This is a genomic window from Paraflavitalea sp. CAU 1676 (assembly GCF_029223285.1).
Classification (GTDB): domain Bacteria; phylum Bacteroidota; class Bacteroidia; order Chitinophagales; family Chitinophagaceae; genus Paraflavitalea.
In genome coordinates this window covers 812,017-825,304 of sequence record NZ_JARHUJ010000002.1, presented here as the reverse complement: position 1 = coordinate 825,304, position 13,288 = coordinate 812,017, and the positions used below count along the sequence as shown (strand labels likewise).

The 13,288-nt window shown below is 48.9% G+C and carries 10 protein-coding genes; 2 read left to right on the top strand and 8 right to left on the bottom strand.

The window, feature by feature from the left end; translation table 11 throughout:
- Positions 1-234: 234 nt before the first annotated feature.
- The 5 genes from P2H89_RS08015 to P2H89_RS07995 form a co-directional block, all read right to left on the bottom strand.
- A complete protein-coding gene (locus P2H89_RS08015) occupies positions 235-2,604 on the bottom strand; it encodes a hypothetical protein (protein ID WP_275826091.1) in 2,370 nt (789 codons plus the stop codon).
- Positions 2,594-3,481 (bottom strand): hypothetical protein, encoded by an 888-nt coding sequence (locus tag P2H89_RS08010; RefSeq protein ID WP_275826090.1) that lies wholly within the window; start codon positions 3,479-3,481, stop codon positions 2,594-2,596. The genes P2H89_RS08015 and P2H89_RS08010 overlap by 11 nt, the downstream gene beginning before the upstream one ends.
- On the bottom strand, positions 3,478-4,284 hold the full coding sequence (locus P2H89_RS08005; RefSeq protein WP_275826089.1) for a hypothetical protein: 807 nt from the start codon (positions 4,282-4,284) through the stop codon (positions 3,478-3,480). Before P2H89_RS08005 ends, P2H89_RS08010 begins: the two co-directional genes overlap by 4 nt.
- On the bottom strand, positions 4,281-4,847 hold the full coding sequence (locus P2H89_RS08000; protein ID WP_275826088.1) for a hypothetical protein: 567 nt from the start codon (positions 4,845-4,847) through the stop codon (positions 4,281-4,283). The genes P2H89_RS08005 and P2H89_RS08000 overlap by 4 nt, the downstream gene beginning before the upstream one ends.
- Positions 4,848-5,006: 159 nt before the next feature.
- On the bottom strand, positions 5,007-5,480 hold the full coding sequence (locus tag P2H89_RS07995; RefSeq protein ID WP_275826087.1) for a nuclear transport factor 2 family protein: 474 nt from the start codon (positions 5,478-5,480) through the stop codon (positions 5,007-5,009).
- Between the two features lie 205 nt (positions 5,481-5,685).
- Between P2H89_RS07995 and P2H89_RS07990 the strand changes: the two genes are divergently transcribed.
- Positions 5,686-6,729 carry a PQQ-binding-like beta-propeller repeat protein gene (locus P2H89_RS07990; protein ID WP_275826086.1) on the top strand — a complete coding sequence of 348 codons (1,044 nt, stop codon included), beginning with the start codon at positions 5,686-5,688 and terminating at the stop codon, positions 6,727-6,729.
- Positions 6,730-6,744: 15 nt separating this feature from the next.
- Here the strand turns inward: P2H89_RS07990 and P2H89_RS07985 are convergent, their stop codons facing one another.
- From P2H89_RS07985 to P2H89_RS07975, 3 genes are read right to left on the bottom strand one after another with little or no spacing between them, the layout of a single operon-like run.
- Positions 6,745-7,056, bottom strand: coding sequence for a hypothetical protein (locus tag P2H89_RS07985; RefSeq protein WP_275826085.1), 312 nt, complete (start codon positions 7,054-7,056; stop codon positions 6,745-6,747).
- Between the two features lie 15 nt (positions 7,057-7,071).
- The gene (locus tag P2H89_RS07980; protein WP_275826084.1) at positions 7,072-10,356 is read right to left on the bottom strand and encodes a caspase family protein; all 3,285 of its coding nucleotides are present in this window, start codon (positions 10,354-10,356) and stop codon (positions 7,072-7,074) included.
- Between the two features lie 42 nt (positions 10,357-10,398).
- Entirely contained in the window at positions 10,399-11,880 is a 1,482-nt protein-coding gene (locus tag P2H89_RS07975) for a C1 family peptidase (RefSeq protein ID WP_275826083.1), read from the bottom strand.
- Between the two features lie 352 nt (positions 11,881-12,232).
- On the opposite strand from P2H89_RS07975, the gene P2H89_RS07970 reads away from it, so the two are divergent.
- On the top strand, positions 12,233-13,036 hold the full coding sequence (locus tag P2H89_RS07970) for a glycoside hydrolase (RefSeq protein WP_275826082.1): 804 nt from the start codon (positions 12,233-12,235) through the stop codon (positions 13,034-13,036).
- Positions 13,037-13,288 lie beyond the last annotated feature (252 nt).

The following is a 13,288-nucleotide window of genomic DNA, read 5'->3' as shown; positions in this document are numbered from 1 at the left end:
TGCCATAAGCAATCGGTTCGGGAAGTTTAACGTGCGGCGGGAAGATGCAATACAGCTAAGGTAGACCAATAGCGCGTTGACTGGGCTCACCCTTTTGAGTGAAATTACGGTAAAACTATCGTGAAGGGACATGAAATATAAAATACGGTGAAAACACCGTACACAGGTAGGTTGAAAGAACGGGACTGAGTTTTCAATAAAATCGGTACTAAAAATGCAAACAACGCCTGCCTTTCACTGCAGGGCCTGCTTTTTCACCAGTTCGTCTTTGTATTGGGTCATCAGTTCTCCAATATCTTTAAACCGGGCATCCATCAACGTTTGTTGCGCGTTGGCCAGGTCAAACTTCCGGATGGCGTGGTCGATCTTGATGAGGGCATTGCGGGTATCCTGCGCGTTTCCGAAAATGCGGCTTTCATAATACTCCAGTTCCGATTCAGTGAAGGCAGGGATGGATAGTACCACATTGGGCGGACAAACCTTGGCGATCTGTTGCTTCATCTTGTTCAAATGAAATCGGCCGCTTACAATGTAACCTGGGTTACCCTCGATCACATAAAGCCGGATATAGCAATCGCAAATAGAATTATATACGCCGATGATACTCTTTAAGAGCAATTTGCGGAGGTCTGGATTGTAAATAGACCAAACCATGCCGGAGTAGCCATCCAGTGCACTGAGGAAATTGGAAACAGCCTTGTGCAGGGAAAGCGTGTCTCTTTTACCCTCATGGTAAAAGCGCGATACATAGGCCAGTCCGAATCCATGCGACAACCGGGCGTCCTGTTTGAATCGCCTGAGGTCGCGCTCGAGGTCGAATATTTTGATAAATCGCAGGTTGCGCCGGTATAACCAGAGGAGTACATAATGGATCTCGGTCGTTAAAGGGTTCTTATAGTCCTTTCGCACGTTCTTCCTTCTCGAATCGATCTGCTCGATGCGCTTTAACCATTTTTCAAAGATCTTGATGAGCGACATCTCAAAATGACGGATCTGTGGCTGATCGGGAAATACCTCGATCGACAAGAAATCAATAAAGATCAGGCTCAGGAACTCCAGGGTTTTCCGGTTGATCAGGCGCTTCTCTTTGTGTGCAAGGATCTCTGCCAGGAACATTTCAATCGGGAAATTATTTTCCGCCGTTTCCTGGGCAGCCTCACTGATGACACCCATGGCGGTAAAGAAGGAAGGTATTTCCCGATGGGTTTTGTTATCATAGAGATACAGTAAGTAAGGAAGGTGATGGTAATTGAATTTTACAATATCGAGACCGTACCGCACTTTAATGACATTTCCCTTTTCCGCATGGATCAGGATCGCTTCCTTCAACTTGTTCAATTGACCAAACTTGGCCAATGCATAGGCGATATCAAGACTCTCCAGTTCATTTTCCTCGTAGTCTACAAAACCTTTGAAAGAATTGGTAACTACCTTTTGCAGGTTCTTAGGGCCGTCCGCGGCGGGCGATATTAATTCTTCCAGGGTTTCTCTGTAACCCTGGTTAAGCAGTTTCATGAAAAAATGGTTCTCTATGGAGTTGGAATACTTGTCCAGCAGTTTATCCAACTCTCCCTGGATGGCAGGCCCCGCACCGTCGTCTCCCGTGTAAGCATCCCCGGCCTGCTTGATGATCTTTATCAGCTCCATGATCTTTCTGGGCATTTCGGGGTCCTTGTATTCCTCGATCAGCATCCTCAACAGGTAAACCTGGAAGATATTGCGGTGTATGCCTCTTTGTTTGTCGGCAAACCGCTCCATGAACGTGTATTTTCCACCATAATGTTTTTCTACCAGTTCAAACAATACGGGCGATTTGCTGGGGGTGGAGGATAAATAAAAGAAAACGGTTTTTCGAAACCGCTCATCATTGAACATCGTTTCGTTGGTTTCGAGCAGTCGTTGTATTACCTCAATATCTGTATAGGTATTGTGCATATACCGGAACAGTTCCTCTTCGGTAAGTGTGCGGAGAAATTCTGCCGAATGTTGCACGAACTGATCCTGTAAATGAAGGCAAAAGGCACGCGGCAGGTCCATCTCGATCGCATCATTGGCCACTATATCGAATTCCTCGTTGCCGGTTTCCAGGTAATACACATGGGCCTTCTGTTTCAGGAAGTTTAAGAAAGTCACTTCCTTGAGCTCTTTTTTGCGTTGCGATAGGATGACCAGCAGAAAGAACAGGTCGTAGTTGGTGCGGTACACTTCCGAAGAAGCTTTGCCGGTATTGATGATCTGCTCGATCTCCTCCCGCAGGTTGTCGATGTTCTTGGCCAGCTCAAAGGCCGATTTGATCTTATGTAAAAAGAGCCGCTTCACGCCCTCGATCTCCTCATCGTAGGCTTCCATCAGTACGATAGAGCTCAGGTTGGTGTCCGAAAAGAAATGTTCATAGGCTATGGCCTGATGGGCCAGGGCTGTAAGGTGTTCTTCGGTAAACTCAAGTTTGTCGAGGTAAGGAAGAAAGAAATGTACGAGGTCGAAAGTATCGATGGCGTAGTAAAAGGTAAATCCTTCGAAATAGAGTTCCAGGTCTTCTGAAACCATTTCTATTTCCGGTAGCGATAAGTTGAGGAAAACCTTGTATTGCTGTTTATTCGGCATTGCAAAAGGCTAGGATTGAATTGAATTGATTGGTAAGATGTTTTAGTGCTACCTCCGAGAGACGCTGGCCGTATTCCGATACGCGCTCGGGGGAATGTTTCTCGATGTAGTAGTCCTTCAACACCTCATGGTGATGGGTATCGGCTAAAGCTGTTTTGGCAGCGGGTATCCATTCCATAAAAGTTTCCTTGTTGGCTTTGATGGTCTTGAGCTGCTCCGTGAGCGATTGCGGCGTGCAGTAGTCGAGCAGGATGGATTTGGCCTCGGGAAAATCGCGTTTGAACTGCTTGCTGTCTATTTTAAATGCACCTACGTATACATGGTCTTTCCAGATATAAATAAGGTCATTCCAGGTAAGCTGGAGGTGGTATTGGTGGGCAAGCTGGTTCAGCATATAAATGGTTTCCGCTACCGCCTGCTTTTTATCGTCGGTATAGGGTTCAAACGGGGCTTCGTCCACGAAAGGATAGGTGTAGTCGTATTCCTGGATACTGAAGCCCCCATTGATCTTTTCGATCAGTTTGTATTTAAGGCCCACCAGGTCCAGCAGGTTTGCGATAGAAAGTTTGGTGTACACATTGTGGGTTGCCCTGCGTAAAGATTTTATGTAGAAGTCGAACAGGGTATTGGGCCAATCTGCCCGCAGCACGTTCATGTCGTTCAGAAAGCCAAACAGCGCAGGGGAGTTTATGTCCACTTTATTTTCTATCCAGGTAATGGGTTCGATCACAAAACCCGTTTCATCGATAGTGATAAAGTCAGCAATTTTGAAATCCTTGATCTCGGCAACAAAGTAGTCGTCGTTTTCCCGGTACACGATCGGTACAAAATCGTTCACCGTAAAAGGGGGGTTGATATATCCGTAAACAGATTTCATATGGCCTTTAAGTGTTTGTCGAAATATTTGGCGAGGGCTTTGTTAATGTTGTTGATATTTTGAATAGGGTCATTGTGGTTGATGTAAGGCCGGGTAGGAATACCCGGGTACTGCATCTTCAATTGCGTTTTGCCGCTGGGTGCGGTTGTATAGCTGTTGGGATAAAAGATACAAAGCGGGTCGAGCGGAATGTGCTTGTTGAAATGGATCTCGAAGATCTTGCACCGCGTATCGACCTCTGAATTTCTCTTAACGGCGTCGGTATAGAGGATATGCAGTTCCTTGAGCTCTGGAATTAAGAGGTGTTCTTCCACCAGTTTCTCAAATTCGAAAGTGTTCTCGAAATAGTTGGCATTTGATTGGAAGAGAATGATCATGAGTTTCTTGATGTCCTCATCCGAAGGGTTGGGTATCTCAAAATGGTGTGGGGTAAAGCCATCCTCCATTTCGTACATGCTGAAGCCGCCGGAATCAAAAGGCAGCAGCCGTACCGGGTTGATCGGTTGATTGTCCGGATCGCAGATCTTCATCAGGTCAAACACGAACACCAGTGGGGGATAAATATCATTCCGCCGGTTCGCTTTCGATTTGGGGATAAAGCCTGCTTTCCCATACGAGAAGAACACCAGTTTTTCATCTTCATAATGTAAACTGCCCTCTTTGGGTTCCAGCACCCTCGTATAGTTGATCTGCGATAGGGACGATTGCCGGGGAAGATGCGTTAAAGGCAGCAACTTGTGCAGTAGGCAGTCCTGACCATTGACGATCTGTATGAGCTCGCTGAACGTAGATATGCGCTTCATAGTGGGGGTGACTTACGTAACTCGGTTAGGTTTTGGTCGGCGGCATTCAGATCGCCTATGGCCCATCGGTGGTACACCGACGCCCTGTTTAACAGAAAGAGGAATAACAGGAAGCCGGTAGCGAAATGCAGCCAGGTAAAAGAATCAAATTTTAGCAGAAAGTAAATGCTCAGTAGTATGACCGAAGCCGCCAGGGTGGCCGACAGGTTCTTGAGCATATTCCACATTTCGATATAGTTCAGGTTCGCTTTGGAGAAATGACGCACCATAACGTACTTTTTCGCCTTATCCTCCCCTTTCCCCGTTTTTTGCCGGGTGATCAACGCATAGCCTTTCAGCCCGAAGTTGCCGAGGGCAGACAGGATAAAGCCGGCAACATAGGCGATAGCCACCAGGATCAAACCCTGAAAAAGGGGAATCGGTTCGGAGAAAAAAGACCGGCGGAGCATCGAGGCAGGATGCCAAAGGTCGAAGGACTCAATATAATAGCCTGAGAAGAGAAAGAAGGCGCCTGGTATTACAAATACAAACAGGTCGAAAATACCATACTTTACATGCTCCATAAGACGGGTTTAGGTCGCGGGGTTTACGCGAAGGAATAGAGCTAATGTAAAGAGTTGACCCGATTCAAAAAACGTGAAAAACACCTGAATTGAATAGAAAGCGTATAACCCTGCACAGCAAATGGAGCACAGCCGGCTTTCACCGGCTGCTATAGGAACTCATTCATTCTTCGGCGGCTCCCTTAGCCCCTTCCCTTCCAGCAATATACCGGTCGGTGTACCCTGCCAATGAATGAACTGCCACCGGTCGTCACGGAAAACCCAGCCCGCCGTGTAAAGGGCCTCCGCTACCAGTTGTCCATTAATAAAAGCCTTCAATAAACCTGTCCGTAAGGCCAGGTTGCCATAGATCCTTTGTTGCTGCTGGCTAAGCTGGACGGTTGAACCTTTAAACCGGGGTACATAGGGAAGCGCCTCTTCAAGTGTCTGGGACACACCGTTTGCATTAATGGTAAAGTAATCCCGGCCGGATAACTTCCGGAAAGCGGAAGAGTCGCCATTAGAAGTGGCGGCAAACATGGCCTTTTCCGCGGCATCCAGTTGCTCCTGCACCTTGGGCGAAAGCGACTGACTGGCAGCTGGCAATACTGATAGCAATAGTGCCACACAAACTAGATTGGTAAACGATTTCATGATGGATGGTTTTAAGGAGTAGAAAATAAACCGGGTACGAGTCTACAGAAAATAGCAGGTATACCGGAGCCGAATGCGCAGATGGTTAAAACGAATGAGCCGGTGGCAGCTGCAGGGGCTGCTGCATGCCTGCCGGCCGTGCAAGGAATAAGTTGCAGGTACGGGAAAAGATACCTATCATGCAACACAATTACCCTACTACTTTATGAAACGCCCTGCTTTATTAATAATCACTACCCTACTGGCCATAACAGCCAGTGCTCAAACGGTATTCTTTACATCTTCCCAACAATATACTGCTGCACAACTGCAGGCATTTTATGCCTCGGTGAACATCGGCGACAGCCTGGTGATCTTTAATGCGCCCGATTATCAACTATATGCCTACGACAAAACGAAAGGCCATATGGTATGGACGCGCCCGCTCGACAGGAAGTCCAATACAGCCCCATTTTTTGCGGGCGGCTATATCTGGGCCTGGGCCCGGGAGCAGGTCGTTAAGCTGGATCCTGCGACCGGCAATGAGCTCAGGAAATTGGACGCCAAAACGATCGAAACACAGCCTGTAGTAAGGAACGGCATCCTGTATTTTACCGGTATACAGGATGGAGGAAGTATCATCGCTTATGACCTGAAAGCAGATACCGTCGTATGGAAACGTTTCATTGCGCATGGCTCTTCCAAAGCGCCTTATTATTGGCCGCAGAAAATGGTGGTGAATGCCGAAGCCGACCAGTGGATCGAGTTCAGGTACGACGGAGCTTTTGTGAGCGCCGGTTGTGGGGCCAATGCCGACGCCTTCCCGTCCGAATTACCCTGCGTAAAACGGTTCATCGCGCTTACGCACGACCGGGAAGAGATCAAAGGGAAGCGGGCGGAGAAAATGAGGTTGACCGAAGCCGGACCCACAGCGATAAGCACCACCGCGCATCAAACATTCATCCTGCAGGAAGGTTTTCTGTATGCGTTAGGTAATAAGCTCCGGGAGAAAATGTCGGTAGAGCTCGCGACCTTGTCGGATGATTTGGAGTACGACCGCGACCTGCCGCTTCAGCTTTTATCAGTTACCGACGACCAGGTATCGATCCTCTATAACCACCAACTGCTCGTTTACCACCTAAAGGATAAGAAGCTGGTAAAGCGCATTGACCTGTCTGCCTGGCAACCGCACCAGGCCATCCTGGAGGGCAGCCGCCTTTGGGTTATCTCCGGGAAAGATGGTCTATTGTATGGTTTGCAAATGGACTAATGTCAATGCGACGATTTAGAAAACAGTAATGGCACAGTCTGGAAAATGATGCTGCAGTTTTCCGACCATCGCATCCAACTCCTCCCCTTTCAGTGATGATGAAATGAAAAGCTGTTGGAGCTTTTTGAGTTGGGTTACCGTGAGGTCGGTACACCTAAGGTGGATGCTGCCAACCTGCTGAACGCGGGAGCTCAGGTAATAAAAGAATTCATCATCGTGTGATGAATCGATCCCCGTGATCCCACTGATGGCAGAAGGAATGGCCGACAGGCTCTTGATGTTGAAGTTCCTTTCCCAAAAGAACTTTTCTCTGCCTTTTAATTTCATCTTGTTCGAACTGTTTTATTTCACGATCAGCAGCGGGAAATCATTACCATAACCAAAGCTGGCCGGGTATTGAGCGGCTCCTTTGTATTGCTGGGTAATTTCCGGTACGCGCGTCTGCAGATAAGCATCCAACTCCTTCACGGTAATCTTTTTGTCGCCATTGTCTGCTTTACCTGTCAGGGCTTCCAGCAAACAATAGGTAAAGGAGCCATGACCCAGTTGGGCAAACTCCGCCGCAAATTGGGTACTGCCCGAGGCAGTGAGCCAGTGCGTGCCGGTAGACCGCGCCAGCTGAGCGATCGCTTTTTCTTCCGCCGCTCCCCTCGCCGCCACAATATTATCCAGCGCACCGGCCGATTGGCAGGCATCGAGGATGAACAGTTGTTTCTGTGCCTTGATCTCTTTGGAGAATTTCTGCAAGACGGCGGCGCTCAAACCGTTTTGGGCAAGCGCGTTATCATTACCATACAATTGTGTTACATCACTAGGCACCAGGTAGAATTCTTTTTGATCGTTCACCACGCCATGACCGGCATAGTAAAACACAAAGAGGTCCTGCGGTTGGGCAGCCTGCTTTACCTTTTCCAGTGCACTGGCAATGCCGGCTTTACTGGCGTCGGCATCTTTGATATAGTGTGTGTTGACCTTCGCAAAAATACCGGCGCTACCGGCTTCGAGCGCTGTTTTAAAGGCGGCCGCATCGGCCTGAGCGTAGTTGAGGTTATACCGGGAGTTCTTATAAATGTTGATGCCTACTACTACGATATGCAATTGGGCAGCCGTTGTTGGGGAGGCTGGGCCCGTTTTCTCCTGGGCATACTGCACCATGAGTTCAAGTGGCTTACTTTCCGTACGCTGACTGTTGAAAGCAATGGCGCGGAACCGGTTGCTGCCAGGCAGCAGGTTTATCTGGAAACTGCGGGTAAGTTTTTTGTTGGCGATATTGTCGTCATCTACTTCCAGGTTACGGGTAGTTTCGATCAGTTTACCATTTTGATAAAGCCTTATTTCAGTCACGGCATCCTGCGGGCAGGAGGCGTTAACGGTAATGGTGGCACTGGCCGATTTGGAGCTGATCGTTTTGATATCATCTTCTACCACCAGGTTCCGGCTGTTCTCTTTGAACTCCATCGTAAGCTGGGGTGTTTTTTTGAGGTCGTTCACATCCACATTCACCGGTTCGAAGGTTTCACCGGCCAGCAGCCTCGCCAACAGCCGTGGCGTGTAGAATTTTTCGTACATGGCCGATAGCGGCACAATCGCATTGCCCTTTGCATGATACATGCCTTCGAGCGCTCCGGTATTGCCGTCGAAGCGCCCATCGGGGGTTACCACGGCCCAGTCTTTTCGGTAGATGTCGGGATACATTCTTGCCACGATCTTTGGTGTTTCCAGGTCTACAACGGTAATGGTAGCATGTCTCCCCCCCAGGAAAGCCAGTTTGCCGTCATTGGAAAAGGATATATCAAAGAAACTGGCACCCGGGATCTTGGAGAGCGCGACCGTTTTTGCAAACTTTTTTTGTTGCAGGTCCAAATAGACCAGATCACCGTCTTCCTTAAAGATGAGGTAGCGTGCATCGGGGCTGAAATCTACGCGACTAAGCGCCCATTCATTGTTCGGGGCCTTGGGGTGATCGTAGTGGGTGACAGTATTCTTTTTTACATCGATGACGGTAGCTTTGTCATCATTGGGGCTCAGGGAAGAGGCTCCCGATGTGAAAAGCGTCAGGTAAACATCGTTGGGAGCATATAGCAGGTTGTGGGCCTCAGCCTGCACTTTCGTTTGTTGCAGTAATTTACCGGATGGCAGTTCATAAAGCCTGACGAACTCCTGGTTAGCGCCTTCCAGTAAGGCGATGACGTTTTGCGTATGGGCGAATACGGCCGATCCAACCCTACCAGTTCTGGTCATGACCTTTTTATGCGTGGAGCAATCAAACACTTCCAGAGAGGGCCCGCCTTCACTATAGTTCTTACGCAACACGAATTGACCGTTGTAAGAAACATCAATACCAGTGATGCTTTTTAAACCTGGGGAGGCCGGATAGGTAAAAAGCAGCTTGCCGGCAGTATCCACTTCCACCAGTTTGTCACCCGTTACCGCCAGTATCTTCCGTCTGTCAGGTAAGGGCTCCACCAATCCTTTATGAAAAAATGATTTACCATAAGCAATACCGGTCATATTTTCCAATTGTCCGGTTACCAGGTTCCAGCGAAAAACCCAGGCTGAATCGCTGTGCATGAGGCCGGTCATGATGGAGCTGTTCTTTGACGGATAGTTTCCATAAAAGCTGTTGGCCCTGTAAGAAACAAATTGGGAGATCTCGCTGCCATTTGTTGTATTGAGGGCATACATCGTTTCATAGGTTCCCAGCAGGAGCTTTTGGCCATCATCGGAAAATCGTGTAAAGCATTTATCGGCCTTATATTGCTGCCCTGCATATTCTTTTGTCCAGATCGTATTCCCCGTTCTTATATTGATCAATGACACTTTTTCGCGATAATTATCTTTCGAACGCGTCCAGGACACCACCGTTCCACCATCCGGAGATATCGCTGATGACCGCACAAAAGAAGTATTCGTGGGGCATTGAAAAGAACGGATGAATTTTTTGCTGTTCATATCCAATACCTTCACTTCATCGCTGGAAGTGACCACCAACAGCTTTCCGTCTGCAGAGAAACTCAGCTGGGTTGTTCCAAACTTTTTGGATTCCGGCTTAATGGTATAAACCTTGTTACGGCTCTTGAGGTCAAATAGTACGATCGAGTCGCCAAAATAACTGCTAAGGGCTATTTGTTTGGTAGCAGGCGAATACACCGGTTCCTGCTCAAACTGTACGTCCAGGGTTAGCAAACGCCCTTTGTTGATATCGAAGACGTCGGCGCCTTCAATATGGATCCCGTCTTCCGGGTAAAGATTGCAATAGCGACGGTATTTGAAGCTGATCTTCTTTTGCGAAACCTGTTTGATCACTTTGCCGGTGAGGCTGATGATGTTTACATCACCGTCTTTCGTCACCACACACATTGATTCATTACTCCCGGCAAAGGATGCGGCTCTTATATTGGTAATGGTTTGAAATTGCTTGCCGGTAGTAATATCCCACAGCACGCAGTAGTTCGCCATGTCCACCGTGGCCAGTATCTTTCCATCAGGCGAAATAGACATGGTATAGACATTAAATAAATGCCCATCCTTGGTAAAAAGACTGGCATCCTGGGCCTGCACCTTATTGACCGGGTAGAGGGCTATCAGTGTCAGGTATACGGCGAGGTATCTGTAAGCTTTCAACATAGCGTGATGTATAGGGGTAGCTAAAGTGTACGTGATAAATAATTACTGGTGTTTGATTTCGACCATGAGCGGCACTACGGTACCCTGGTGGCCCTTTTTCAAATCAAAGCCAATATCGTTGGGGTGATAGTTGATGCTGGCCGGCGATATGAGTTGATCGCCCAGGGCCTTTTTGATCTTTTGGGTAAGCCCACCGGAAAGGCTGTTCAGGGTACTCAGCAACTCATCAGCATTCAGCCTTTGCTGCGCGTACAGGATCAGTAAATAATCGGTGCCCGGGTTTTCATCCATCTTTACCACTTTGGTTTCAGAGGGGAAGGCAACCGTGCTGTTGCTGCCGATATGGGGCGACATATTATCGGCAAACGGCAGGATTTTATTCACTTTCCCGCTGAGGTCGGTCGCAAATGCATATAGAAAGCACTCGGTGCTGGTCGTGATCATAAACCGGAAGCGGGTGCCGCTGGCATAGGCCTTGTCCATCTTATAGGCAACCAGTTCCTCCCCGGTCGTGCTTTTATTGCCGGCATCAAGGCTGCTGCCGGCGACTTTCACAGCGCTCATGGTTTCTCCGGTATTCATTTGGAAAGCCACCCTGCCTTTCAGCAAAACATCGAGCACAGGCACGTCGGGTTTAGCAGGGCCTGGTTGGGGCTTGGGGGCCGCAGGGCCATAAGCCTGGATCACCATCATCGAGTAGCGGGCAAATGCTGCATAGGGAATCCATACAAAGCCTTTATCGGCCCAGTTGGTGCCCCAGGAATTGAGCACCCGGAAGGCGCCACCATATTTGTTGTCATCATACCCCACCACGCACATGGCATGGCGGCCGTGTTGACCGGTAGGTCCGTTATCGGTACTGGCTTCGCGCCATACAGGCCCGCGGGGGTTATAGAAACTTTCAGGCACGATGAAACCCAATGCGCAGGGATAGCCTTCTGAGATTGCTTTTTTAGTCGCTTTTATTTTGAGGTCGGCGTCCGTTTCATCCACGGAATAAAGGATCTGGTAATCGGTGATCCGAAAGTTAAGGCCTTCCTGTTTGGCATTGGGGCGAATGGAAGCACCGCAACTGTAAGGCACAGTGGATATTTTGGCCGCACCGAATTTCTTCATGAGGATAAACGCATCGACGGGATTGGCGCCCTCCTGGCAATTGTTATCGCTTTGGTTCTTGATCTGTTCATACACGAACGTCGGCGAAAAGATGGCGGCATTGGTATTGATATTGGCCATGCTGCCATGGGCCATTTCGCTTTGCAGTTTATTATACAGAATAGTCCGGAGGTGGTAGGCCGTGGCGAAGGCTACACAGGTACCATATTGACCCTGGTCGCCCGGTGTGGGGCAATATTTTTCGAGCGAAGCCGAGGCCGGCATCGCCTGGTAACTGTCGGTAGTGAGTTTGGCTTTATAGGGAATGGTACGCAGGCTCGGCGGATCGAAGATCATGCCGGTGGGTCTTTGCTGCGCAGACGCATAAGCGCCAAGGAGGAGGCTCAACGAGAGTACGAAGATCTTCATGTAGGGGCGGCGTTTCGGGTTTAGATTGCCGGACAATATATACTAAATAGGTTTAATGGGGAAGTGACGCGCGATTAATAAGTCCCGGATAGGTCGATTTATTGACTATCATCATGATAGGTAACCCTATAGGGGGACAGCCTTTGGCAGACCCGGCAGAAGTCCTGGGTTTCCCGTAAGCCTACTGAGAGCGTTTGGGACTATACTAATGCGATCGGGTATGATAAAGATCAAATACCCCCGAAATAATCCGAATGTGTACCCCCTGCTTCTATAGATATTAAAGGAGATTTGAAATGCCTGTTCAACATGAACCAGGGAGCTGCCATTTAAACATTATCAACAAGCCATTATGAAAAGATCAAACCTCCTCCTGATTGCATCACTGTGCCTTATAGTGAGCACATCCTGTCAAAAGCAAACTGCCAACGAACCTGCACCGCAAGCAACACCAGAAGAAGTAGAAACAAACGCCGTAAGCTGGGTAACGGTACTGCCTACGTCTTCTTTTAATGCCTACAGTACCTATTGGAACAATTTCTATCCCTGGGGCATCGATCACAATGGATCCGCCCGTATGAGAACACAGAATATAGCTACCTCGGGGGGCGTGCTCACGATGACGGCCTATCCCGGCACCGTGGCCGATAAGCCCAGCATCCATTACTTCTCAGGTACCTGCTATGCGAAACAACAGGTTACCGTTAGCGCCTCCTGGCCCAAGTGGCGGGTGTCTGGCGAGTTCCAATGCCCTTCCGTAAAAGGCACCTGGCCGGCCTTCTGGTTAAACGGCGCCAATCAGTGGCCGCCCGAAAGCGATATCATGGAGTTTAAGGGAAGTACTACCAACTGGACCAACACCTACAAGAATCAAAACGGACAGTGGTCGAGCGTGGGCACCGTCATCTCCAACCCGGCCAACTGGCATACCTATACCGCCTATTTAACCAGGATCGGTACTACCAACAACGTCAATATCGAATACTGGACCGATGGCGTCAATGTATCCAACCAAACGGGTCAAAACTTCGTGAACGAACCGCTCAACCTCATCATCGACCTGCAGATGGAAGGATCCTCCGGCACACCGGGCCCATCGGGCAACACGGTTATGCGCGCGAGGAACGTAACCATACAACGAAGCGCTACCCTATAAAAATCATATTCGAAATCCAGCTTCCTGCTTGGTAAGATTGAACCAGGTTGGCCGGGCTCTATTGGGGCCCGGCTTTTTTATGGGGTGAAAGGTTGTTTGCGTGCCTGGGGCACAATGATCAAGGCTCAATGTTCATGGCTTTGGGCCGGGGGCTATGGCGGCAGCTTTCCTGGCTGCAGAACTTATTGGCGAAACCCCGTATTTTGTTGTACAATCCCGCGTTTTACGGCCTGCTGCCTCCAACGCGCTAAG

Excerpts from the sequence above, each read along its gene's own strand:
- P2H89_RS08000 (WP_275826088.1), bottom strand. The coding sequence starts at position 4,847 with ATGGAGCATGTAAAGTATGGTATTTTCGACCTGTTTGTATTTGTAATA.
- P2H89_RS07970 (WP_275826082.1), top strand. The coding sequence starts at position 12,233 with ATGAAAAGATCAAACCTCCTCCTGATTGCATCACTGTGCCTTATAGTG.
- P2H89_RS07975 (WP_275826083.1), bottom strand. The coding sequence starts at position 11,880 with ATGAAGATCTTCGTACTCTCGTTGAGCCTCCTCCTTGGCGCTTATGCG.
- P2H89_RS07995 (WP_275826087.1), bottom strand. The coding sequence starts at position 5,480 with ATGAAATCGTTTACCAATCTAGTTTGTGTGGCACTATTGCTATCAGTA.
- P2H89_RS07980 (WP_275826084.1), bottom strand. The coding sequence starts at position 10,356 with ATGTTGAAAGCTTACAGATACCTCGCCGTATACCTGACACTGATAGCC.
- P2H89_RS08010 (WP_275826090.1), bottom strand. The coding sequence starts at position 3,481 with ATGAAATCTGTTTACGGATATATCAACCCCCCTTTTACGGTGAACGAT.
- P2H89_RS08015 (WP_275826091.1), bottom strand. The coding sequence starts at position 2,604 with ATGCCGAATAAACAGCAATACAAGGTTTTCCTCAACTTATCGCTACCG.
- P2H89_RS07985 (WP_275826085.1), bottom strand. The coding sequence starts at position 7,056 with ATGAAATTAAAAGGCAGAGAAAAGTTCTTTTGGGAAAGGAACTTCAAC.
- P2H89_RS07990 (WP_275826086.1), top strand. The coding sequence starts at position 5,686 with ATGAAACGCCCTGCTTTATTAATAATCACTACCCTACTGGCCATAACA.
- P2H89_RS08005 (WP_275826089.1), bottom strand. The coding sequence starts at position 4,284 with ATGAAGCGCATATCTACGTTCAGCGAGCTCATACAGATCGTCAATGGT.